The sequence below is a fragment of the Actinomycetota bacterium genome, assembly GCA_035536535.1.
Lineage (GTDB): Bacteria > Actinomycetota > JAICYB01 > JAICYB01 > JAICYB01 > DATLNZ01.
In genome coordinates, this window is the sequence record DATLNZ010000170.1 from 1 (window position 1) to 23205 (window position 23205).

Sequence of the window (23205 nt, forward strand, 5' to 3'; positions counted from 1 at the left end):
CGACATCTACTCGATCGAGGACCTCGCCCAGCTCATCTTCGACCTGAAGCAGGTAAACCCCCGCGCGGACGTGTCCGTGAAGCTCGTGTCGACCCAGGGAGTGGGGACGATCGCCGCCGGAGTCGTGAAGGGCTTGGCCGAGGTGGTTCACATCTCGGGAGCCGACGGGGGGACGGGTGCCTCGCCGCTGTCGTCCATCAAGCACGCGGGGACGTCCTGGGAGCTGGGATTGGCGGAGACACAGCAGGTGCTGATGTCCGAGGGACTGCGCGACCGCGTCCGGCTGCGCGTGGACGGAGGACTGAAGACCGGCCGCGACATCGTGATGGCCGCTCTGCTCGGAGCCGACGAGTTCTCCTTCGGGACGGCGGCGCTTCTGGCAGAGGGGTGCGTCATGGTGCGCACCTGCCACCGGGACACCTGCCCGGTAGGCATAGCCACCCAGCGGCCCGACCTGCGCGCGAAGTTCGCCGCGACGCCGGAGATGGTCGCCGCCTACATGCTGTTCGTCGCCGGCGAAGCGAGGCGGATGCTCGCGCGGCTGGGCCTCACGTCGGTGGACGAGGCCGTCGGCAGGACGGATCTGCTACGGCTGCGCAAGACCGGCGACGCACGTGCCGACTCCGCCGACCTGTCGTGGCTGCTGGAGGCGGGAGAGGGGTCACCGAGGTTCCAGCGCCCCCTGGAGATTCAGCGCCCGCGTTCTGCTCTCGGGGCGAAGGTGGCGCGGGACTCGATCTTCGCGGTGAGCTCAGGCGAGGAGTTGGAGCGCAGCTATCCGATCACCAACGCCGACCGCTCGGTGGGGGCCGAGCTCGGCGGCGAGATAGGCAGGCGTTTCGGCGAGGACGTCCCGCCGGGTTTGGCACGGATCTCTTTCAAGGGCGAGGCCGGGCAGTCGTTCGGCGCCTTTCTCACCCACGGAGTGGAGTTCCGGCTCCGAGGCGAGGCCAACGACTACGTCGGCAAGGCCATGAACGGAGGGCTGATCGTGGTCACTCCCCCCGAGTCCGACGCGGGGTCGCCGGTGCTGATCGGCAACACGGTCCTGTACGGCGCAACCGGCGGCGAGCTTTACTGCGCCGGCGCCGCGGGGGCCCGATTCGCCGTCCGCAACTCAGGAGCAATCTCCGTGGTCGAGGGTGCCGGGATGCACGCCTGCGAGTACATGACCGGCGGGTGGGTCGTCATCCTCGGGCCCGTCGGACACAACCTGGGGGCCGGCATGACCGGGGGCCAGGCCTTCGTGCACGACCCCTCGGGCACGCTGCCGTGGAGGACCAACACCGAGCTCGTGTTCGTCCAGCACGCGAACTCCGACCAGCTGGAGATCGTCCGCGAGTTCGTAGAGCGCCACGTGGAGCTCACAGCCTCGGTGAAGGGACGCTACGTCCTGGCGAACTGGGAGGCCGAGTCCCACCACATGTGGGCGGTCCGGCCGAAGTCCGACGTGGCGAAGATAGAGTCCCGGCAGGACGGGCCAGCCGACCGCGTCGCCTGACTATCCGACCAATCCCTGGTCGGAGACAACCACGTACATCGCGTCGAGGGACGGCTGCATGGCAACCGACGAGCTCAGCGTGTAGGGCTGGTCGGCCACGATCATCCATCCCACCACCACGAGCGTGTAGGTGCCGCCTTCGGTGGTGGTGAACGACATCTTCTCCGCTTCCCCGGCTTCGTTCGCGGACTTCACGACTAAATCCTCGGCCGTGAACGATTCGGCGTTTCCGGAGTAGACGTAGAAGTCGATGTCCTGGACGTCCTTCAAGGTCGGGTCGCCGGGCCCGTAGCCGACGTCGATCGTGACGGTGGATCCGGGCGCGAGGGCGAACTCATGGCGCTCGGCCTCCGCAAGCCCTGCCGGAAGGCTCGTCCCGATGACACCCTCGGGCGTGTCCGCCGCGATACCAGCCGGGTGGATCCGGTGCCTGGCTCCGCCGTCCAGGGTCGTGGACCAGTGCTCACGCAGGCCGTTGGCCACCTGCTCGACGTAAAGCGCGTTCACCGGGTTCGGCGACGAGGGCAGGGTCCCCGCCGCCGCGTGCTGCACTGCGGGCGCGAACGAAGCGGCGTCCAGAACGCCGTACCCCTCCATGGAAGGCGGGTACAGCGTGTCCCTGGCGCTCCACTTCAGCAGCGTCTCCACGGCCTGCGGCGTCGAGGGCCGCCCCGCCGCCAGCGCCGTGTCGATGAGCTTGGCCGCCATACCCGCCACCAGGGGGGCCGAGAAGCTCGTGCCGGTCGCACCCGCGTAGCATGCGTTGCAGTTGTGGCCCGCGGCCTTCACGCCGAAGAACTTCGCCACCACCTCAGGATCGGTATGAGTGATGACTCCGAAGACATCGCTGGCGCCTACCGAGATCACGTCGCTGGTCGAATTCGGCGACGCCCACCCCGGAGCCCCCGGCCCCCCAGCGTTGCCGAAGCCGTTGCCGTTTGCGACCACGACCGTCACCCCGGCACGCCTGGCGTAGGCGAGAGCCTCGTCGGTGTCGTCCCAAACCGACGGGAACGGATACGAGTGGCCGAAGCTCATGTTGATGACATCGGCCTTGACCGTGTCGACGGCCCAACGCACGGCCGCGGCCGCGTCTCCGCTGATCGACCCACCCTTGTTGCCCACCTTGCCGATCGCCAGCTGCGTCCCCGGCGCGAACGACGGCTCCTTCACGGCGAACGGCGCGGCGTTGCGCCCGGCCGCGAGCGAGGCGGTGGCGGTCCCGTGGCCGTTGTCATCGAACGGGTCCGGGGCCCGGTCGTCCCACAGCCGGCCGGGGGCCGGGTTTCGCTTTGCGCCCTTGGCCTCCGTGAAGTCCCACCAGGCGACGATCTGGTCGTCGTCGCTGGACGGGCCGCGGTAGTCGAACTCCTGGTGAAGGGGGTTGAGTCCGGTGTCGAGGACGGCGACGATCACGTCCCGGCCCCCGAACCTGTTGTCGGCGGAGGCCGGTTGCGTGGCCGCGACGCACAGCACCGAAAGGGCAACGGCCAACACTCGTGCGGGCATCGGAGGACCTCCGGGTCGGGTTGGCTACGCATCAGGTTTCTCCGCACGGACGGCAGTTCCTGCCGGCACTGGCAGAATCCTCAGGTGGAGACGCTGTTCAGGGCGGTGCGGGTTTTCGACGGGAGCCGGTTCCTGGACGGCCCCCGGGACGTGTTGGTACGCGGCGGGGTGGTCCATTCGGTCGCTGCCGGCCTGGACGCCGGCGCGCGGGTACACAAGCCCGAGGGAGGAATGCTGCTCCCCGGCTTTGTGGACGCCCACGTCCACCTTTCGTTCGCGGACCCCGCTGTCGTGGCCGCCGGGGGCGTGACGACGGTCCTGGACCTGGGCGCGCCTCTGGCCTACGTCCGGCGCGACCAGTCTCCGCTGACCTTCCGGTTTGCCGGGCCGTTGATCACCTCCCCCGGCGGCTACCCCACCCGGTCCTGGGGGTCGCGCGGCTACGGCCTCGAAGTGCGCGGCCCCCAGGAGGCGCGCGACGCCGTGACGCTGCTGGCGGACATGGGCGCGACCGTCGTCAAAGTCGCCATCGAGCCCGCGGAGGGACCGGTTCCCGACACATCGACGTTGTCCGCCGCCGTCTCGCAGGCGCACTCGATCGGGCTGCGGGTGGCGGCGCATGCCCTGGACGCGTCTTCGGTGCGAAAGGCTCTGGACGCCGGCGCGGACCTGCTCGCCCACATGCCAGTCGACGAGCTGCCCGACGACGTGATCTCCGAACTTGCGCGCCGCGGAACCACCATCATCTCCACCGTCCGGGCCTTCGGTGCGGCCCCCGAAACCATGGCGAACCTACGCCGGCTCGTGGAGGCCGGGGTGCCGGTCGTCTACGGAACGGACCTCGGCAACGGTCCGATCCGCCCCGGGATCGACGTGCTCGAGCTTCAGCTGCTGGCCGAGGCTCTGGGCGGCATGGAGGCCGCTCTCGCCTCCGCGACCTCGGGGGCCGGGGCCCTGGCGGGGTCCGGAGGCACGCTCGCGCCGGGAGAGCGCGCCGACCTGGTCTGGGTGCCGAAGCTCGACCGAATGCAGGACCTGGCGTCCAGCAAAAAGGTCTGGATAGGCGGCAGGCTGGTCGCGTGACCCCGAACCTGCTGTCCTACCGCGACGAGTTCCCAGTCCTTGCGGACAAGGTTTTCCTCGGCTCCCACACGCTGGCGCCGCTGTCCCGCCGCGCCCGCGCCGCGGTGGATCGGTTTATGGACACCTGGCAGTCCAAGGCCTCGGCGGAGCTGGTCTGGTTTGAGGACGTCATCCCGGAGATGCGCCGGGTGGAGGCGTGCTTCGCGCGGCTGATCAACGCCGACCCCGGCGAGGTCGCCCTGACGCCGTCGGTGTCGGCCGCGCTTTCGTCGCTTGCTTCGTGCTTCGACTTCTCCGCGCGCGACGAGGTGGTCATTTCCAGACAGGAGTTTCCGACCGACTGCCACGCCTGGCTCGCGCAGCAGCGACGGGGCGCGCGCGTCGTCTGGGCTGACGGCAAGGACGAGCGCGCGTACGCGGCCGCCCTCGGCCCCCGGACCGCGGTTGTGAGCGCCTCTCGCGTGTCGTACCTGGACGGGTCCCTGCTGGACCCCGACGCCCTGGCGGCCTCGTGCCGCGACGCCGGGGCTTTCTGCGTACTGGACGACTACCACGGCTCCGGCGTCGTCCCGCTGGACGTCCACGCCGTGGGGGCCGAGGCACTGGTGTCGGGTCCGCTCAAGTACCTGCTGGGGGGGCCCGGGGTGGCGTTCCTCTACGTCCGCGCGGACGTGGCACCTTCGCTTCACCCGACGGTCACCGGCTGGTTCAGCCAGCGCGACTTTTTCGCCTTCGACTCATCGCGCCTGGACTGGCCGGACACGTCCCAGCGCTTCGCGCTCGGCACACCGTCTCCCGCCGCCGTCTACGCAGCCGGTGCCGGACTGGACATGATCCTGGAGGTCGGCGTGGACGCCATCCGCTCAAGGACCCTCGAGCTGTCGGGACTGCTGATCGACGCGTTGCAGTCGCACGGGTACCGGGTCCGTACACCACGCGAGCCGCAACGGCGGGGAGCGGTCGTGTCATGGGAGGTGGACGATTCCAAGCGCGTCCTACACGATCTGCTGTCCAGGGGAGTGATCCTGGACGAGCGGCACGGTTGCCTGCGCGCCTGCCCCCACTTTTTCAACACCGAAGGCGACCTGGATGCCCTGCTGACGGCTCTGGGCCAGGCCGGAGGGCTTCGTCCCTAGGATCGCAGGGCGGCTCAGTCACCCTCGGTCGCGCCCGCGGCGCAGCGCGCGCCGGCCCTCCGGGGGCCGCGCCCGGACCCTGACGTCCCCGAGCACGGACAAGGCCTTGATCTGAAGCCGTGGGAGGCCGGCAAGCCCCTCGCCGGTGACGCTGTTGGTGGTGTCGCCGAGGATCCCAATGCCGGACAACTCGACGTCCATCCCCTCGGGGACGGTGATGGTCACGTCGCCGAGAACCGCCGTGGCCCTGATGAAGATCTCATCGGCTTCGAACGTGGCGTTGCGCAGGTCGAGCTTGCAGTCGCCGAGAAGCGCGACGGCCACCATCTCCTCGCCGGCCCGCCATCGTCCGCGCCGGACGTTGTCCCCGAGCACCGCCACCAACACCTTGACGTCCTGCCGCCTGCGGGACGGCCCGGCCGGGCGAGCCGCTTGCCCGGCGACCGGAAGGTCATGGGTCACCGCCTGCAGCTCCTGCGTCGTGGTGGCGGCGACGGCGACCTCCAGCCGTTCGGCCAGTTCGTCGAGAGTGAGGCGGCCCACGGCGAAATGATCCCTGAGGGTCGCGGCGGCGGCGTCACGGTCGGCGTCGGAAGCCCGCACCGGCGGTACCGCGTCCGACTGCCTGGTCAGCGCTTGGCGCAGCGGCGGATCCGCTTCAGCTGGGCGCGCCGCCGGCGCTCCCTGCGGGTCTCCCGCCGGCGCCGGTCGCGGTCCTCGTGCTGACCGATCAGCTGGAGGATCATTCCCCCGAGAACTCTCATCGTCGTCTCCTGGTGTGTCCCTCACTGAGAACAACGCCTGAGAGCCGAAAAGGAGTCGGGTCACTATTCGACATCCCCTGGGGCACCGGGAGCCGGCGGTGTCGCAGCTTGGGTCGGCGGAGGCGGCGTGGGTGGCGTGGGTGGCGCCGGCGCAAAAGCCGTTGTGGGCGGGACTGGAGTCGCTGGCGCAGCCGGGGGCCTGGGCGCAACCGGGGGCGTGGGTGCAGCCGGGGGCCTGGGCGGTACGGGTGGAGTGGGAGGTCTGGGCTCCCGCCGCTCCAGCACCTCGATGATCCCGGACCGCGTGTCGAGCAGCAGGCTGCGCAGCGAGCGCAGCCGGTCGGTGTCGATGTTGTGCCGGCGCGCCGCCGCCAGCACATCGGACACAAACGACTGGAGGTCCGCGCGCAGCCTCCGCACGTCATCGCCTCCCTCGGATACGGCCCCCACCGTCTCCTCCATGCCCTCCCGCGCCAGCTTCAACGAGTTCACCGCAACCCCCAGGGCGTCCCGCGCAGCCACCTTGGCGACCGACCAGGAGGGTGCTGTGTCGTGCAGATCCTCCTCCAAGCCCTCCGGCTGATCCCGGGACGACTGGTAGTCGGCACGAGCCTCTTCGTACGTGACCCGGGCTTCGTCGTGCTCGGATCGCGCCGCCTCGTACTCCTCAAGGGCCGACTCGTAGTCGTTCTGGGCCTCCTCCAGCTCCTCGAGCGCCTCCTGGTAGTCCTCCGAGGTCTCGTCGCCGGCTTGACGCAGGGTGTCGCGCGCCTCGCGCAGAGAGTCCTTCGCGTCGCGCAGCGAGTCTTTTGCGTCCCGGACGGCGTCCTTGGTCTCGCGCATATGATCCTTTGCCGCCCGCATGCGCTCCTTGGCCTCCGTAGCCGACTCCCGGACGTGGCGGGCCGTCCGCCTCTCCTGCTGTCGGACGTCGCGGCCCGCGTTGCGCAGCTCCTCACGCAGGTTGCGGACCGACCCCAGGACCTCGGTGCGGATCTCGTCGGCGATCTGCTTCACCGAAGCACCGACGCGATCACCCAACTCGCGCAGCTCCTCGGCCCGCTCCCGGAGCTCGGTACGTCCGGCGTCGGTGATGCTGTAGACCTTGCGGCCGTCGATCTCTCTGCTGGTCACCAGACCCTCCTCCTCGAGTGCGGCGAGCCGCGGGTAGATGGTTCCCGGAGACGGCGAGTAAAGCCCCATGAACCTCCCCTCCAGCGACACGATGATGTCGTAGCCGTGGCGCGGCTCCTGCTCGAGAAGCTCGAGCAGGTACAGCCTCAGGTCGCCGTGGCGAAACAGCCGCGGGGTCACGCCGCCTGCTCCCGACGGCGCGCCACCCGCAAGGTGCCGGACACGGTCCGGACCCGGGCCTTTGCCCCTCCGTCGCCGAGCCGGCTCCGGAGCCGCCTGTTGCCGGGACGGCGGCCTTCCCAGTCCAGCCCAAAGTCGCTCACGAGACCACCCGAAACCGACGACGCCTCCAGCGCCAGGCTGGGCTCCGCGGGCGTCCGCAGCGCAACCTCTCCAGAAACCGTCTGCACCGAGTACTCGCCCTGCGGGTGGGCGATGTCCAGAGCCACGTCGCCGGACACCGTCTGTGCCCTCACCGACGGGGCCTGTCCCCCCGCCACGGCGACCGACCCGGACACGGTCTGGACCTTGAGCGGTGACGTCAGGTCACGGGCGGCAAGTCCCCCCGACACCGACATCACGTCGACCGGCGAGCCGATGCCGTCCAGGACGATGTCGCCGGACACGGTGCGCACCGTCAGAGGCCCCTGCAACCCGGACACCACCACGGGGGCCGACACCGACTGGATCTCCGCCTGCACGCAGGCCGGCACGACCAGCTGCACGGAGACCCTGCGGGTGGCCGAAGAACTGCGCAACAGCCGCAGGAGCATGCCTTCCGGGGGGTCGGGATGCGTTACCGACAGCACGCCGTCGGAGAAACGGACTTCGACCGGCGGCCCCTCCTCGAGCCTGACCGTCAGGCGGGCGTCGCCCCCGGCTCCCGTCGCTACGGCAACCTCGCCCCCCACTACCCGGACCGCCACCTGCTTCAGGCCCTGCAACGGTATGTCCAGCACGTCGCGCACCGCCCATTCGCTCACGTCGCCCCCCTTTCTGAAGCGACACGATATATCGCTTTCCGTCATGAAGTCAAGATATATCTCGTCTGGGAGCCGCTACTGTGGAAGCATGCGAATGGAACGGTACTCGCTGGTCCTGCTCGTGCGGCCCGGCTCCGCGCCGGAATACGACGAGCAGAGGCTCGAGGAGATCCAGCGCCTGCACCTGGAGCACCTGGGTGAGATGCGCCGGCTCGGCCACCTTGCCGCGGCGGGCCCCGTTTCCGACCAGGACGACCCGGCTCTCCGGGGAATCTGTCTGTACAGGACGGGGGTGGCTGAGACGCGGGAACTGGCGTCGGGCGACCCGGCGGTCCGGGCGGGCCGGCTGGCCGTGAAGGTGATGACGTGGCTGGTGCCGGAGGGACAGGTGTCTTTCGATCAGCCGGCGCCCCAGGACGACGCCAGCGCCACCTGATCGTCCTCCCCCATGCCGATCCTTCCGCGCCACAGGTCCGCCACGATCTGCCCGCCCTGCAGGTGGGCCTCGACGATCCTGGGGACTTCGTCGGGCGTGACGTAGCCGTACCAGTCCCCGCCCGGGTAGATCAGGACGTTGCCCGCCCTGTCGTGGCCCCCCACGTGGCTCGTGCGTCTCACGGCCACTTGCCCGCTCAGCCCCCGCGCCTGCACCTCCTCGCGGAACCTTCGGGCGACGGGTGGTCCGCACTTGCCGCACCGCACGTCTCGATTGGCGTGCACGCAGACGAACACGTGATGGCCCAATAGCGCCTCGTGGCTGAGTGCGCGGGAGATACCGGTACCGGACAGCTCCTCGACCAGAAGAGAAAACTGGTCCACCGTCACCCCGAGGTAGCGGACCCCTTCCGGGAACAAAAGCAGGTCGGTCCCGTCTGCCTTGGAGGGCTCGTCACACGCGTTGATCTTCAGGCCTTCGACGCCCGCGCCCGCCTCGTGCAGGTCCTGGATGAAGCCTCCGTCCTGGTCGATGTGACCGGGCCAGCCGACCCGTCCCGTGCAGACGAAGACGTGGCGGTCGTAACGCTTGACGGTCCCAGCGAGGGGCTGTCTCGGCTCCCCGGCCGGCGACAGCGGGAGGCTTTCGGTCATGCAGCCGAGTTTAGCCGCGGCATCAGGAGTAGGCCTTGGCCTGTATCGAGTACAGGTCGGCGTACAGCCCGCCCTTTGCCATGAGCTGCGCGTGCGAACCGGCCTCGGCCACCTTTCCGGCGTCCAGAACGACGATCAGATCCGCCATCCGCACGGTGGAGAAGCGGTGCGAGACGAGAAGGGTCACGCGGCCCCCCTTCCTGGACTCGGCCGCAAATCGCTCAAACAGCGCGTGCTCCGTCTGTGCGTCCAGCGCGGACGTCGGCTCGTCCAGGATCAGCAGCAGAGGCTCAGGTCTCATCAGCGCCCGCGCCAGCGCGAGCTTCTGCCACTGCCCGCCCGAAAGCTCCTCACCTTCCTGCCATCGGGAGCCGAGCTGCGTTCCCAGCCCGCGCGGCAGGCTTGCCGTCACCTCCGAAGCGCCGGCACGGGCCATCGCATGACTGACCCGGCCCGCGTCGTCGAGGTCCTCCAGGCGGCCCACGCCAACCGACTCACGCAGGAGGAATTCGAAGCGCGCGTAATCCTGGAAGGCGCCTGAGAGCCTGGACCGCCACTGCTCCACGTCGAGATCAGCCAGATCCGCTCCGTCCACGCGGATCGTTCCAGCCGAAGGCTCGTAGAACCGGCACAGCAGCTTCACCAGGGATGTCTTCCCGGCCCCGTTCTCGCCGACGAGCGCCACGACGATGCCGGCGGGAAGCCTGAGGTCGACGTCGCTCAGCACCCACGCATCCGTGCCGGGGTAACGGAAGGAGACGCGGTCCAGGTGAATTCCCTCCCGCAGAGCTTGGGGCGCCTGGACCGGCGTGGCCGGACCAGGCGCCCCGGCCGCGTAATCCTGCAGCCACACGTATCGCGACGCCGTCCGCAGCGCCCCCACGAGCCAGGTGGTCTGGCCGACGGCGCTGCCGAGCATCCCGTTCATCTGTGCGGACAGCACCAGGGCCATGACGACGTCTCCCGCAGAAGCCCTTCCCTGCGAAGCCCGTACGACCATCAGCGCGACCGCGGCCGCATAGCCGGCGGAGAAGAAGATCGCGGCTGCGGTCGTGGCGGCCGCTCCACGCCACTGCACGGCGAACTCCCTGTCGTGCGCGTCGCGCCAGGCAGTGCGGCGCCTGCGCAGGATCTCATCGCCGGCCGCGAACACCCGAAGCTCCTTGCCGGCTCCGGCTGAGGTGGCGAGGTCGAACAGGTGCCGCGACAGCCGGCGCGACGGCGCCGTTCGCAGCTGCACGCGGTCCAGACGCTTCTCCACGGACCTCCCGGTGAGAAACGAGGGGATACCGGCGGCGGGAAGCAGCAGCAGCAGGGGGTGAAGGCGGACCAGGAGCACGACCGAGATCGCCAGCCGCGCCGAGATGCCGGCGAAGTGCATGAACGACTCGAGCGCCTGCTTGAGGATCCAGGATTCGGTGCGCAACAGTTCCAGGCGGTCCAGGTACTCGGGCCTCTCGTGGTGCTCCAGGCCGGGGATCCGGGTCCACAGCCGGGTCATCTGCCTGTCCAGAACGAGGCCGAGGCGGTTTCCGAGCGTCCTCATCACCCGCTCGCCGACCGTGGACGTCAGCCACATCCCGCAGACGGTCGCGGCGAGAGCCACCGCGGCAAAGTTGGCCTCTGCCGGATTCTGGGTGACCGAGTCAACGAGCCGCCGAATCCAAAGCGCCTCCAGCGGAAGCATCACCCACGACAGGGGAACCAGAAGCGCGGTCGCCAGGGCCAGTGCCGGAAAGTTCGAAAAGGACAGGCGGACGAACACCAGCAGTGTCCGAAGCGACTCCCGCAGCCCGGGTGCCTCCGACGGCTCACGGGACATCGGAGTCCTCCAAAAAGCGCGACGCCTGCAGCGAGAACATGCTCGCGTAGTGGCCGTCGCGGGCCATCAGCTCGTCGTGGCTGCCCTCCTCCACGACCCGGCCCCCGTCCAGCACGCAGATGCGGTCTGCCCGGCGGACGCTTGAGAACCGGTGGGAGATCAGCACCGTGGTGAGGCCACGTGTGAGGTCCAGAAAGCGGTCGAAGATCTCGGCCTCCACCCGGACGTCCAGATTGGCCGTGGGCTCGTCCAGGATCAGGACGCCCGCACCGCACTCCACCGCCAGCAGCGCGCGCGCCAGGGCGATCCTCTGCCACTGGCCGCCCGAAAGGTCGGTGCCACCTTCATAGGAGCGGGAAAGGATCGTGTCCCAGGCTTCCGGGAGCCGTTGGATGAGGTCCAGTGCTCCGGCACGTCCGGCGGCGCGGGCGATCAGCTTCCCACCGGCATCCGGACGGGCAAGCGCGACGTTGTCGCTCGCCGGCAGCTCGTAGCGGACGAAGTCCTGGAAGATCGCCGCCAGCCGCAACCGCCACTTGACGGGATCGATCTGCCTGAGGTCGTGGCCGTCCACGCTGATGCGCCCCGAATCGGGGTCGTACAGGCGTGCGAGCAGCTTGACCAGGGTGGTCTTGCCGGCGCCGTTGACCCCCACGATCGCCAGCGACCGTCCGGCCGGGATGGCGAGGTCGAGCGACCCGAACACGCCGCGCCCCGAGCCTGGATAGGCGAACCCGACTCCCTCGAAGGTGATCGACCGGCGGGGCATGCCGTCGGCAGGTCGTGAGCCGCGAAGGTCGGAATGCGCCGACGTCGCGCGGGCCCGAAGGCCCAGGACGTCAGGGAGCGCCGCCGAGCCCTGCGTGAGCCACCAGTCGGCTTCGGAGTGGGAAAGCGACCGGATCCCGAGCACCGCCTGAACAAGGACGACGAGCCTGCCCGCCCCCATGCCGCCCCCGGCGGCTGAACGTGCCAGCGCGACGAGCACGAGGGTGTTTGCCCCCGCGGCCGCCAGGAAGCTGAGGGTGAGCCTGCGGCGGTACCCGCGCCTGAGCTGGGTCAGCCGGTCGTACCAGCTCCCCTTGAGATGCGTAAAGCGGTCCGCGATCCAGTCGCCGAGCCCGAACAGCCGGATCTCCTTGGCCGCCGGCGCCTCCACGGCCAGCTGGTAGTAGTAGTCGCCGCGGCGCTCCAGCTCGCGGAACTGCTCGGAGCGGCGGGCCTCTACGTACTCGTCGCGGCCCGACGACGCGTGCGTCAGGACCCAGGCGCCGGCGACCGCGAGCGCCGCCCACCAGCGGAACGTGGCCACCAGGGCGACCGAGCCGAGGCCGGAGACGATGAGGGCGAGCTGTTGCCCTGCCGCCTGGATGGTCCTCTTCAACGGCGCGAGCCCCCACTCGAAGTTCCGCGCGCGCTGCAGGGTGTCGGCGAGGGCCGGGTCCTCGAGGTGCGCGATGCCCGAAGGACGCAGGCACGAGACCATCACGTGCTCGTGCAGGTGCGCGGACAGGCGCGATCCCAGGGACTGTGCGATCACCTGGCCAGCCGGGTTCAGAGTCCTCTGCACGACGTACAGTCCGGACAGGATCGCCAGGGAGGTCAGCAGCGAACGTCCGGGGGCCGAATCAAGTCCGGCTCCAACGGCGGCGGGCACGCGGTCTACGAGCAACCCCGTCTGCAGCCAGAACACCAGAGGCAGCAGGCCGTCCAGCGACCGCAGCGCGACGAACGCCGCGAAGTGGCCCCTCGACGCCTTCGGCAGCGAGCGGACGAGCAGCCAGACCGGCGACCGCAACGGATTGCGAGAGCTCAACCAGACCTCCGAGGACGAAGGCCCGCAGCGGGAAGGCGACCTTCAGGCGCGCGAGCCTGTACGGATTGGAACAGGAGTTTTGGCCAGGCCCCGCCCGCGGCCGCAGCCGCGGAGGTTCAGAACGATATCACTGCGCCGGCGACGAAAGAGCTTCGAACTCCGACACTCTTTCGCGGACCTGGTCCAGGCTCGCGCGCCAGAAGTCCACGGAGCGGATGTCGATGCCGAACCGGGCCCCCAGCGTCGCGGCGTCGTGCAGGCCGGTGGACGAAAGCAGGTCGTCGTAGCCGGCGCGGAAGCCGTCCGGATCCGACAGGTACTGCGCGTACAGACCCAGGCCGAACAGAAAGCCGAATGTGTAGGGCCAGTTGTAGAACGACGACCCGTAGTAGTGCGGCTTCATCGCCCACATCCACGGGTGCATCGCCTGGGGGTCGAGCCCGTCGCCGTACGTAGCGCGCTGCGCTTCCAGCATCACGCCGTTGAACTCGTCGACCGAAAGCTCCCGTCTCCTGCGCTGCCCGAAGACGTCGCGCTCGAACAAAAAACGGCTGTGGATGTCCACCACCAGCTGCGTCGCGTGCTGCAGCTCGGCCTCCAGGATCGCCACCTTCTCGGCCCCCTGCGATTGCTCGAGCATGGCGTTCATGACGATCGTCTGACAGAAGATGCTGGCCGTCTCCGCCAGAGCCATGGGCGTCTGTCGCTGCAGCGGCGTCCGGTCCGCCAGGTTGAGGTTGTGGTAGGCGTGCCCAAGCTCGTGCGCCAGCGTGGACACGCTTCCGAACGAGTGGGTGAAGTTCATCATCACGCGCGACTCGTCGGACCGAAGGCCCATGCAGAAGGCCCCGTCGCGCTTGCCGAGCCTGGGCTCTGCGTCGACCCAGCGCTCTTCGAACGACCGCCTAGCCAGCCCGGCGAGCCGATCGGAGTAGGTGGCGAACTGCTCCACGACGAACTGCTCGGCCTCCGGCCAGTCCCACTGGCGGGGCCCGGAGGCACCGGCAAGCGGGGCAAACAGGTCCCACCACGCCAGTGAGTCCTTGCCCAGAAGCCGGGCCTTGGCCTTGAAGTAGCGGCGCATGTCCGGAAACGACTCGACGCACGCGGTCTGCATCGCGTGGAGCGTCCCGGCGTCGACGTTGTTGGCGAAAAGAGCCGGCGCCAGCGAGTCGGTCCAGCCGCGGCGGTCGTCCAGCACCCCGCGCGTCCCCTTCACCCCGTTCATCGCCGCCGCCAAAGGCACCGACACCGATTCCCAGCCTGCGATCTCCGCCTCGTAGGCCGCCTGGCGGACCCCAGGGTCCGGGTCGTGGGCCCGTCCCCGCACCTCGCTCATCGGCAGCATCGACTCATTGCCGTCCGGCTCCACCACCCGCACCTGCAGCCGCGACGTAATGTCGCCGTGCAGCTTCCCCCACGCCGCGGCACCGGATGGGCTGAGTGTGGCGGCGAGGTCCTCCTCTGGCTCGCTCATCTGGTGCATCGAGGCCAGGGCGGCCTTGCGCAGCGCGAACTCGTGAGCGGCCGCAGCAGGTGACGCGCCAACCAGTGCGTCGACATCGAAGGAACCGACCCAGGCCTCGAACCGCGTCACGAGCTTGGACACCTCGACGCCCTGGATCTGCAGCTCGGACATCCGTGCCTGCGCCTCGGCATTGCGGGAGTCGGTGGCGACAAAGGACATGATGTAGCCGCGCAGCGTCCGGAGGTGGTCCAGCAGCGAACTCAGCCGCTGCAGCACCTCGTCGAACGCCCCGGAGTCCGCCGGTCCGGACGACGCACGCACGCCGTGGCGGTCGAACAGGGCCCGGAGCTCATCGAGCTCCCGCGTCGCCTGGGCACAGTCCGCCTCAAACTCCGGGGAATTCAGCGAAGGAAAGACCGGGGTCATGTCCCAGTGGGGAAGGTCGGTGCGGGAGTCCTGTCTGACGGCGGTCATGTCGCTCCTGTCCGGCGAGGGGGGCTGGAACCGGACGCTAGCCCCCCGCGAGCACCGGCCGCAACCGAAAAAGGGCGACGGTCCGGCCCCCGCGGCGCGTTCAACCCTGCAATGGGGCTTCTTTTCATTGGAGGGAATCACATGCTGCGTCGCGCGCTCGTTGCGGTCGTCTCGCTGTTGTTGCTGGTAGGCACGGTTCCACCCGTCTCTTCGGCGGCCTCGCCGCGACTGGACCTGGCTCACGACCCGTCCCACATCCTGGTGTCGGTGCGATCCGGATCCGACCCGCTCCAACTCCCCGGACTGCTGGGCACCTCCGTCGCGTCGGTGCTGGCGCCTCAGAACGCAGCCGTGGTGAGCCTGCCCCAGGGGACTTCGGTTTCGGCGGCCATCGCCGCCTTCTCCAGGCTCCCTCAGGTGGAGTCGGCCGAGCCGAACTTCGCCTTGGCAACGCATGCCACCCCCAACGACCCCTTTTACCCCGGCAACGCCCGCGTTTCGGTTGACCTCTGGGGCCTGCACAACACCGGCCAGTCCGGAGGGGCGGCAGACGCCGACGTCGACGCCCCCGAGGGCTGGGACCTCGCCGGCGTCGCCGGCAGCGGCGCCTGGGGCAACTCCGGGTACACCGTCGGCATCGTCGACACCGGCATCGATGCGGCGCACGAAGACCTCAATGGCAAGTCGGTCACCCCTTGCTACAGCGCCCTGTCCGGCGCCGGCACCCTCGCCGGCGGCTGTGCCGACGACGACGGCCACGGCACCCACGTCGCCGGCACCATCGGCGCCTGGGCCAACAACGGCCGCGGGATCGCCGGCGTCGCCCCCAACGCAAAGGTCTACCCCTGCAAGGCGCTGGGCCCGGCCGGCGGGTGGACCAGCGACGTCGCCGCCTGCGTAAACCACCTGGCGTCCAAGCGCGACTCCCACAACCTGCGCGTTATCAACCTCAGCCTCGGGGGCCCTGCCTCCCGCGTGCTGGAGACGGCGGTCAACTCCGCGTCGGCCAACGGTGTCCTGGTCGTGGCCGCGGCCGGAAACGACGGCAACTCGACCTTGAACTACCCCGCCGCCTACTCCTCGGTCCTTTCGGTCGCGGCGATGGACCGCAGTGGCCGCCGTGCCTCGTTCTCCAACTACAACTCCGACGTGGAGCTGGCCGCTCCCGGCGCCTCGGTCGTCTCGACTGTTCCGGGCGGTTACGGGTCCTGGAGCGGGACATCCATGGCCGCGCCGCACGTGGCCGGCATCGCGGCGCTCGCGTCGTGGAAGACCGGACGTACCGCGCAGGGCCTGCGCGACCTGCTCACATCGTCGGCAGAGGACCTCGGCACCCCCGGAAGGGACACCTCCTTCGGGTACGGACGGACCAACGTCTGCCGCGCCCTCGGAGGCTGCGGAGCGCCGCCGCCTCCCCCGCTCACCACGAATCCTTCGCCCGCTCCGGCTCCGACATCCGCCCCCGCCCCGGCCCCCGCGCCGACGGGCAACGGAACGCTCAACGGAACCGCCTGGTACGGCGCGGCTCTGCTGGTGGTGCAGGGAGTGGTGGTGACCTTCCAGGGCGGCGGAGTGATCGGTTCGGTTCGAACGAACTCCAACGGCGACTACTCGGCCTCCCTCCCGGCGGCCGGGTACACCGTGTCGGCGAAGATGGGCTCGGCCTCCTGCCGCGCCGGATCGCCCGTCGGACCCACCAGCACGACCGCCAACGTCTCGCCGGGCGCCGTCACCCGGGTCGGCTGGTACTGCAGCTGAGGGTTGCCTCGAGTGGGGCGCGCAGGCGACACTGTGACCTCTCGCCCCACTCGAGGAGGAACCATGCGCAGGATCCGCAGGCTGCTCGTCGTAGCCGTCGCCGCGGCGACTCTGATGCTCACGGGCGGCACGACCCCCGCCGGCGCCACCGAGTGCACCCCGAAGGGATGCACGGCAAGCTGCCGCGGTCCGTCGTTCGACCTGAACAGCCTCACCTTCGAAGCGTTCGAGTGCTACTCGTAGCTGCGGAGTTCGCTTTCGCGAAGGCGCCCTCAGGGGCGCCTTCTGCTTTTACTGCTTTTGTTCCCCTTGCGGCGGACCGTTCGCGCCATCTTCGTCCACGTCCGCGACGCGTGCGGCTACGGTTGCGCCACCCGGAACGCTCCGTGTAGCCGGATGTACAGGTTCGCGCTGCGCCCGCGGTGGATCGCCGGGCATCTGCTCGTGGCATCGGTGGCGGCATCGTGCGCCGGACTCGGCGTCTGGCAGCTCCAGCGCCTGGAGCAGCGGCGGGACATCAACGCCCTGATCGGGCAGCGAGGGCGGCTGCCGCTCCAGCCGCTGGAGACCCTGTCAGGGCCCCCGGCGTCCCTCGTCCATCGCCGCGTGGTGGTCACCGGACGCTACGACACCAGCCGCGAGGTCGTCCTTCGCGGACGGTCGCTCAACGAAACGCCCGGCCACCACCTGCTGACGCCCCTGGTCCGGCCCGACGGCTCCGCCGTCGTCGTGGACCGCGGATGGGTCCCCGCGGACATGGACGAGCCCCCCGTGTCCGCCGCCTCGCCGCCGGCCGGACAGGTGACCGTCACCGGCGTCCTCACGCCGTCGCAGGACAAGGGGGTGCTGGGCCCCCGGGACCCGCCGACCGGGACCCTGCGGCGCACGGGCCGGGTCGACGTGGCACGCCTCGCGCGGCAGATGCCATACAAACTGCACCCGCTGTACGTGCGGCTGGGGGCCCAGGACCCCACGCAGCCGGGCAACAGGCCGGCGATACCCCCTTCCCCGCCCACAGATGAGGGACCCCACCTGTCATATGCCGTCCAGTGGTTTCTTTTCGCGGCAATCTGCCTGGTCGTTTACATGGCCCTGCTGCGCAAATTGGCTCTGATCCCGGACAAGTCGGACATACCGTCAGTTTGAGGTCGCTTTCCCACTCTATGTAGTCGCTTGTGCAGAAGTTCACAGGACAGGATTCCGGCCCTCCCCCGTTTTCCTATGTGGGGCAAGGAAAAGCACGTGCTGACTGAGCGGGTGATCTGGGGAGGGATTGGATGCGCCGACTTTGCATCGCTCTTGGCGTCGTATCGCTGCTGACCTTTCTGCCGGCTCCTGCGCCCGCGCAGGAGCTTCCGCTGTTCACCAAGGTGAACGGCTTCGCCACCAAGACCGGCTTCCGCGGTGTCTTCACGTGGCAGGCCAGCGAACTGGTTACGGGCTTTGTACGCTACGGCACCTCCCCCGACGCGCTGACTCAGGTAGCGGCGGCACTTCCGGGAGCAGCCGACACGGCCGGAATGGCCATCGCTCAGCTGGACAGCCCCGGCTCCACCTACTACTTCCAGGTAGTGGACGACACCACGCAGCGCGCGTCCGAGATCAACAGCTTTGAAGCCGTCAACGCATACAACGACTACGACGGCAGCACCTACACGATCGACCTGCTCGTGGCGCTGGACACCCAGTCGCTTCCTAAGAGCATCCCGGCCGACCAGGCTCTCGAGGACATCGCCGAGGGCATGGACGTGTTCGCGGAGCGCCTGTACGACGCCTACGACGGCCACGCGCGCCTGGGCAACGTTCTGATCACCGACACCAACCTCGACTACGCGGCCAACGTGCCGTTCCTGCCGCCGGTCTGCCTTCTGGAGCACAGCAACGTAGCGGACGTGCTCGTGCAGACCACGGTGCCCTTCGACAGCCACACGTTCGGCGGCTGGTCGATCGACGACCCCTGCATCTCGTTCTACGTGGGACGGCTCGGGCAGCTCGTGGTGCCGTGGCAGGACGACCTGCACTTCGGGCACGTCGCCGCGCATGAGATGGCTCACTACGCCTTTAACGCGCCGGACCTCTACCCGGCCAACTCCAACGCCGACTGCGTGAACAAGGACTGGGACGGCTCGCTCATGCACAACACCGGCGGCTGGACCGGCACCCGCTGGGAGATGACCGAGCTCGACCGCAACCCGGTACAGACCCCGTGCGACCACGGCACCCAGCCTTACAGCTGGCCCGCGGCGCAGGAAAGGTACACGGCGATTCCCGACGGCGAGATCCAGCATGGCGACGCCACCAAGGCTCGCGGCAACGCCGACGGCGGCGCACTCGACATCCAGATCCTCAACCGGGAGCCGGGCAAGTCCTCGCTGGTCGACTTCTCAGTCGCCTCGCCGCTGGACTGCACGGCCACCGGACCGCAGGCCGCGGATGCCTCCGGAGACGCCACGGGCGTGCTGGTCGAGTCCACACCGGGCACCTCCGAGCCGTCCCTGGACATCCTCAATGCTGGCTTCACCTGGGACCGGGCCGCTCAGGCAGTGACCGCGCGCTTTGAGGTGGAGGACCTGACCGACGCACCGCCCACCGGCGCCATCGGCTCGTACTACCGGGTCAACTTCATCTACGGCGGGAAGGCCTACACGCTGGTGGCCAGCCGAGACCCGCTGGCCCAGTCGTTCAGGCTTCTCGACACCGTGGCGAACAAGACGATCGCCTCGGGACTCGAGGGCTCCTTCAACTCAACCACCGACCAGATCACCATGGTCCTGCCGGCCTCGAGGCTGGCGACCGCCGACCCGGCGGCGCCGCCGCTCGTGGAGGATGCGTCCCAAATCGACCTGGGGCAGATCATCGCCCAGCGGTACATGGGCGCCCCCACGATCACAGCCGACATCGCCAGGGGAAGCTGCCCCTACCTTCTGGGCCAGGAAATCCCTGACGTCGTCTCGACCACGCTGGAGACCTGGACGACCCCGGTCGGCCGGATGAGGGCGACGGGGATGGCGGCCAAGCTAACCGACTCTCTGACGGGAGCACCGGTCGCCGGACGGATGGTCGAGTTTCGCCTCGACGGGGTAAGTATCGGCCAGGACGCTACCGACGAGTCCGGTCTGGCTGAGATCTCGCACCGCGGGTTCGTGACGCGGCTGGTGACAGAGTCCGCCGGGTTTGCCGGAGATGGCTCCTACACCGCTTCGAGCGACACCGCATAGCTTCGGTTTCTAGTCCCCCCCCAGCGGCCCCTGGACCTCCCGGTCCGGGGGCCGCTACCTTTCCGCCACTGCCTGTCGCCGTGGCAGGATCTGGACATGGACTACGAGCAGATCTCCTATGAGTCCGGCGAGGGCATAGCGACCATCACGCTGGACCGTCCCGACAAGCTCAACGCCTTCACCTGGCGGATGCGCGACGAGCTCATCCACGCGTTCGACCGCACCGACGCAGACGATGACGTCCGGGTGGTGATCGTCACCGGGCGCGGCAGGGGGTTCTGCGCGGGGGCGGACCTGTCCGCCGGCGGGGGGACCTTCGACAATCGCGTCCGGGGCGGGGCCGACCGCATGGAGGACCACCGCGACGGCGGGGGCCAGGTGGCTCTTCGCGTTTTCCGGTCCCTGAAGCCCGTCATCGCCGCGATAAACGGTCCGGCCGTGGGGGTGGGGATCACGATGACGCTGCCGATGGACGTCCGCCTGGCCTCCGACGACGCTCGCATCGGTTTCGTGTTCGCCAAGCGCGGCATTGTCCTGGAGGCCTGTTCCACCTGGTTTTTGCCGCGCCTGGTCGGCATCAGCCGCGCTGCGGAGTGGGGCTACACGGGGCGGTTGTTCGACGCCAAAGAGGCCCTGGAGGCGGGTCTGGTCCGCAGCATCCACCCGCCGCATGCGCTCCTACCCGCCGCCCGCGACCTGGCCCGGGAGATCGCCGACAACACCTCCGCGGTGGCCGTTGCCCTGAACCGGCAGATGCTGTGGCGCATGCTCGGTGCGTCCGGCCCGGAGGACGCCCACCGCGTGGATTCCATGGCGATGTTCTGCATGGGTCGGTCCGACGACGCGCGCGAGGGGGTCCAGTCGTTTTTGGACAAGCGGCCCGCGGCTTTCCCGATGAAGGTCAGCCGGGACATGCCGCCGTTCTTCCCGTGGGACGAGAGCGGCTCAGGCCAGGACTGACAACAGCCGCTCCACGTCGTCCATCGTGTTGTAGTGCACGGCGCTCGCGCGCACGGCGCCCCCGCGGTCGCGCAGGCCCAGGTGCTCCATCATCAGGTTCCAGGCGTAGTAGTGGCCGTTGGAGACCGCGACCTCCTGTGAGGCCGCTCGGTGCGCGACCTCCTCGGCGGTGCGGCCGGCGAGGTTGAACGAGACGGTGGAGGTCCGCCCCACGACCGTCGGCAGGCCGTAGATCTCGGCCCCCAGGCCGTGGAGTCCCTCCAGCAGCCGGGCGCACAGGACAGCTTCGTGCGCGGCGAACTCACCGAACACGCGCCGCCATCCCAGCCGTCCCTGCGGCTCGCCGAGCTGCCCGGCGAGAAGGTCCAGGTAGTCCAAGGTGCCGCCCCAGCCCGCGATCGCCTCGTGACTCTGCGTGCCCGGCTCCCACGTGAGCGGCTGCCCGGACTGCATAAAGGCCAGCCCGTGGTGCGGAAGCCTGCGGAGCATCTCCTCGCTCAGCCACAGCACTCCCAGGTGGGGGCCGAAGACCTTGTACGGACTGAACACGAGCATGTCCACGCCCAGTTCGGCGACGTCCGGGGGCACGTGCGGCGCGAGGTGGACGGCATCCACCGCCACATGCCCGCCCGCGCGATGGACCATGTCCGACGCCTTGCGCACCGCGGGGATCGTCCCCAGGGCGTTGCTTGCACCCGTGATCGCGAGAAGGCGGGTCCGGGCATTCAGCAGCCGGCCGAGGTCGTCGGGCACCAGCTCGGCCTGCGGTCCCCGGACGTCCCACCGCCGGACGACGACACCCGAAGCCGACAGCTTCGTCCAGGGGTCCACGTTTGCGTGATGGTCCAGCGCGGTCACCACGACCTCGTCGCCCTCGCTCAGGTGTCTCCGCCATGCGTCGGCGAGCAGTCCGATGAGGGAGGTGGCGTTGGGGCCGAACGCGACGGCGGATCCTTCGGGCGCGCCGAGGAGCTCCGCGGTTCGGGAACGGACCCGGTCCACCATCTCGGTCACCTCAACCGAAGCCCGGTGCGCGGCCCCCTTGTTCGCATTGGCCCTGGTCAGGGTGCCCGTCACCTGCTCCACTACCTGCCTGGGCACCTGGGAGCCGGCCGCGTTGTCCAGGAACACCGTGCCGCCGTCGAGCGCCGGAAACTGCTCGCGGATCCAGCCGAAGGGCAGGCTCATCGCGAAGGTCTCACTCGAGGGAGCCGAACTGGCTCCCGGTCGGCTCCGCTCAGCAGAACCACGGCTCCGTCAGCCGCGGGCGCGCTTGGACCGAGCCCGTCTCGATCACGCCGGGAGGCCTTCCCGCTGCCTGCCGCACGGCCTCCCAGATGTCGAAAAACTGGTCGCCGATCGACCGTCCGGCCGCCGCTCCCGTCTCCACGATTCCGGAGATCAACGCCTGCAGGCCGTCGGTCTCCGGGTGCTCGGGTCGCCACGTGTAGGTGAGGCGCTCGGCGTCGTAGGGTCCCAGGTACGGACGTATCTCCTGGACGTCCAGCAGGAGCGAGCCCTCCGGCACCAGAAGCCGGATGGAGTACTGGACGGGATCGACGTTGCCGATCAGGTCGTGTTCGACCACGAACTCCAGAATGTCGGCCACGTCGCCGGTGGTCGTCCAGGGCGTGAACGGCATCCACGATGGCCGGACCTCCACCCCGTGGGACCGGAGCAGCCGGACCGCAGCGACGGCCTGCTCGGTGGTGTGGCCCTTGTCCAGCAGGGACAGGGTCCGGTCGTTCACCGACTCCAGCGCGCAGACGACGAACAGGCACCCGGACGCGGCCAGCTGCGGCCACAGGTCCGCGTGGCGCAGAACGTGATCGACCTTGGTCGTCACGTCGAAGGTCAGGTGCGGATGACGCTCGTGCATCCGGCGCACGATCTCGGCGCTGTGACGCCACCCGTTGAGGAAGTCGGGGTCGCCAAAGGTGATGTGGGACGCGCCCATCTCGACGAGCTGGTCGATGTCCGCCAGCACGACGTCGGCGGCGACCGTCCGGATGCGCCCGCCGTAGACGACGGGCACCGGGCAGTGCCGGCACTCGTGCGCGCACCCGTGGCTGGCTTCCACGTAGCCGACGACTCGCTCGCCGCCGTCCGCGGACAGGTGCGCGTAGGAACCCAGCGGGGGCAGCCCCTGTCGCCACGGGAGGTGGAACTCACTTCTCTGCAGCTGCACGACCCCCGGCTGCGGGCTGCCGGACACCCACAGGCGCAGGCCCGGCTCGTACTCCCCCGCCACCACATGGGCGCCCAGTTCGCGCACCGTCACGTCGCGGGCAACAGGTGCGTACAGGCCGTAAAAGCACAGCGGAACGTCCGGCCGCTGTCTTCGTACCGATCGCGCCGCCTGGACCGCCAGTCTCATCGCCGTGTGCATGGGGACCGAGACCGCGATCCGGTCGGCCCAGTCCACCAGCGACGGGTCCCACGGCTGCACGGAGGTGTCCAGGCACCGGACGTCGTGGCCATCGGCGCGAA

At 69.4% G+C, this 23205-nt stretch carries 20 protein-coding genes; 9 read left to right on the forward strand and 11 right to left on the reverse strand.

Going from position 1 to position 23205, the window contains the following annotated elements:
* On the forward strand, positions 1-1501 hold a 1501-nt coding region (locus VNE62_11325; protein ID HVE92869.1), incomplete at its 5' end, for a glutamate synthase-related protein.
* Here the strand turns inward: VNE62_11325 and VNE62_11330 are convergent.
* Positions 1502-3010, reverse strand: a complete 1509-nt coding sequence (locus VNE62_11330) for a S8/S53 family peptidase (GenBank protein ID HVE92870.1) — start codon at positions 3008-3010, stop codon at positions 1502-1504.
* An 84-nt stretch (positions 3011-3094) separates the two neighbouring features.
* On the opposite strand from VNE62_11330, the gene VNE62_11335 reads away from it, so the two are divergent.
* Together VNE62_11335 and VNE62_11340 are read left to right on the forward strand one after the other, a co-directional pair.
* Positions 3095-4093 (forward strand): amidohydrolase family protein, encoded by a 999-nt coding sequence (locus VNE62_11335; GenBank protein ID HVE92871.1) that lies wholly within the window; start codon positions 3095-3097, stop codon positions 4091-4093.
* Positions 4090-5229, forward strand: a complete 1140-nt coding sequence (locus VNE62_11340; GenBank protein ID HVE92872.1) for an aminotransferase class V-fold PLP-dependent enzyme — start codon at positions 4090-4092, stop codon at positions 5227-5229. The genes VNE62_11335 and VNE62_11340 overlap by 4 nt, the downstream gene beginning before the upstream one ends.
* An 18-nt stretch (positions 5230-5247) precedes the next feature.
* Here the strand turns inward: VNE62_11340 and VNE62_11345 are convergent, their stop codons facing one another.
* The 4 genes from VNE62_11345 to VNE62_11360 all read right to left on the reverse strand — a co-directional run bounded on the left by VNE62_11345 (position 5248) and on the right by VNE62_11360 (position 8110).
* Entirely contained in the window at positions 5248-5832 is a 585-nt protein-coding gene (locus VNE62_11345; GenBank protein ID HVE92873.1) for a DUF1707 domain-containing protein, read from the reverse strand.
* Between the two features lie 26 nt (positions 5833-5858).
* Positions 5859-5993: a hypothetical protein gene (locus VNE62_11350; protein ID HVE92874.1), complete on the reverse strand. Its 135-nt coding sequence runs from the start codon at positions 5991-5993 to the stop codon at positions 5859-5861.
* 63 nt (positions 5994-6056) lie between these two features.
* Entirely contained in the window at positions 6057-7307 is a 1251-nt protein-coding gene (locus VNE62_11355) for a helix-turn-helix transcriptional regulator (protein HVE92875.1), read from the reverse strand.
* Entirely contained in the window at positions 7304-8110 is an 807-nt protein-coding gene (locus VNE62_11360; protein ID HVE92876.1) for a DUF4097 family beta strand repeat-containing protein, read from the reverse strand. Before VNE62_11360 ends, VNE62_11355 begins: the two co-directional genes overlap by 4 nt.
* Positions 8111-8198: 88 nt before the next feature.
* On the opposite strand from VNE62_11360, the gene VNE62_11365 reads away from it, so the two are divergent.
* Positions 8199-8546: a YciI family protein gene (locus VNE62_11365; GenBank protein ID HVE92877.1), complete on the forward strand. Its 348-nt coding sequence runs from the start codon at positions 8199-8201 to the stop codon at positions 8544-8546.
* On the opposite strand, the gene VNE62_11370 is transcribed toward VNE62_11365, so the two are convergent.
* The 4 genes from VNE62_11370 to VNE62_11385 form a co-directional block, all read right to left on the reverse strand.
* Entirely contained in the window at positions 8510-9199 is a 690-nt protein-coding gene (locus tag VNE62_11370; GenBank protein HVE92878.1) for a sucrase/ferredoxin-like family protein, read from the reverse strand. The genes VNE62_11365 and VNE62_11370 overlap by 37 nt on opposite strands.
* 22 nt (positions 9200-9221) lie before the next feature.
* Positions 9222-11021: an ABC transporter ATP-binding protein gene (locus tag VNE62_11375; GenBank protein HVE92879.1), complete on the reverse strand. Its 1800-nt coding sequence runs from the start codon at positions 11019-11021 to the stop codon at positions 9222-9224.
* Positions 11011-12837 carry an ABC transporter ATP-binding protein gene (locus VNE62_11380; protein ID HVE92880.1) on the reverse strand — a complete coding sequence of 609 codons (1827 nt, stop codon included), beginning with the start codon at positions 12835-12837 and terminating at the stop codon, positions 11011-11013. Before VNE62_11380 ends, VNE62_11375 begins: the two co-directional genes overlap by 11 nt.
* 127 nt (positions 12838-12964) lie before the next feature.
* Positions 12965-14779 carry a M3 family oligoendopeptidase gene (locus VNE62_11385; protein HVE92881.1) on the reverse strand — a complete coding sequence of 605 codons (1815 nt, stop codon included), beginning with the start codon at positions 14777-14779 and terminating at the stop codon, positions 12965-12967.
* Positions 14780-14920: 141 nt separating this feature from the next.
* Between VNE62_11385 and VNE62_11390 the strand changes: the two genes are divergently transcribed.
* From VNE62_11390 to VNE62_11410, 5 genes are all read left to right on the forward strand, one after another.
* Positions 14921-16537: a S8 family serine peptidase gene (locus tag VNE62_11390; protein HVE92882.1), complete on the forward strand. Its 1617-nt coding sequence runs from the start codon at positions 14921-14923 to the stop codon at positions 16535-16537.
* Positions 16538-16600: 63 nt separating this feature from the next.
* A complete protein-coding gene (locus VNE62_11395) occupies positions 16601-16780 on the forward strand; it encodes a hypothetical protein (GenBank protein HVE92883.1) in 180 nt (59 codons plus the stop codon).
* 66 nt (positions 16781-16846) lie between these two features.
* Positions 16847-17683, forward strand: coding sequence for an SURF1 family protein (locus VNE62_11400; GenBank protein HVE92884.1), 837 nt, complete (start codon positions 16847-16849; stop codon positions 17681-17683).
* Between the two features lie 131 nt (positions 17684-17814).
* On the forward strand, positions 17815-19755 hold the full coding sequence (locus VNE62_11405) for a fibronectin type III domain-containing protein (GenBank protein ID HVE92885.1): 1941 nt from the start codon (positions 17815-17817) through the stop codon (positions 19753-19755).
* A gap of 96 nt (positions 19756-19851) precedes the next feature.
* Positions 19852-20715 carry a crotonase/enoyl-CoA hydratase family protein gene (locus tag VNE62_11410; GenBank protein HVE92886.1) on the forward strand — a complete coding sequence of 288 codons (864 nt, stop codon included), beginning with the start codon at positions 19852-19854 and terminating at the stop codon, positions 20713-20715.
* Here the strand turns inward: VNE62_11410 and VNE62_11415 are convergent.
* Together VNE62_11415 and VNE62_11420 are read right to left on the reverse strand one after the other, a co-directional pair.
* Positions 20701-21903 (reverse strand): cysteine desulfurase-like protein, encoded by a 1203-nt coding sequence (locus VNE62_11415; protein ID HVE92887.1) that lies wholly within the window; start codon positions 21901-21903, stop codon positions 20701-20703. The two genes, VNE62_11410 and VNE62_11415, sit on opposite strands and share 15 nt — an antisense overlap.
* Positions 21904-21952: 49 nt before the next feature.
* A partial coding sequence (locus tag VNE62_11420; protein HVE92888.1) for a radical SAM protein occupies positions 21953-23205 on the reverse strand: 1253 nt, incomplete at its 5' end.

Coding starts and splice junctions, on each gene's coding strand:
- VNE62_11330 (HVE92870.1), bottom strand. CDS start 3,010: ATGCCCGCACGAGTGTTGGCCGTTGCCCTTTCGGTGCTGTGCGTCGCG.
- VNE62_11350 (HVE92874.1), bottom strand. CDS start 5,993: ATGAGAGTTCTCGGGGGAATGATCCTCCAGCTGATCGGTCAGCACGAG.
- VNE62_11365 (HVE92877.1), top strand. CDS start 8,199: ATGCGAATGGAACGGTACTCGCTGGTCCTGCTCGTGCGGCCCGGCTCC.
- VNE62_11370 (HVE92878.1), bottom strand. CDS start 9,199: ATGACCGAAAGCCTCCCGCTGTCGCCGGCCGGGGAGCCGAGACAGCCC.
- VNE62_11375 (HVE92879.1), bottom strand. CDS start 11,021: ATGTCCCGTGAGCCGTCGGAGGCACCCGGGCTGCGGGAGTCGCTTCGG.
- VNE62_11385 (HVE92881.1), bottom strand. CDS start 14,779: ATGACCGCCGTCAGACAGGACTCCCGCACCGACCTTCCCCACTGGGAC.
- VNE62_11390 (HVE92882.1), top strand. CDS start 14,921: ATGCTGCGTCGCGCGCTCGTTGCGGTCGTCTCGCTGTTGTTGCTGGTA.
- VNE62_11395 (HVE92883.1), top strand. CDS start 16,601: ATGCGCAGGATCCGCAGGCTGCTCGTCGTAGCCGTCGCCGCGGCGACT.
- VNE62_11405 (HVE92885.1), top strand. CDS start 17,815: ATGCGCCGACTTTGCATCGCTCTTGGCGTCGTATCGCTGCTGACCTTT.
- VNE62_11410 (HVE92886.1), top strand. CDS start 19,852: ATGGACTACGAGCAGATCTCCTATGAGTCCGGCGAGGGCATAGCGACC.
- VNE62_11415 (HVE92887.1), bottom strand. CDS start 21,903: ATGAGCCTGCCCTTCGGCTGGATCCGCGAGCAGTTTCCGGCGCTCGAC.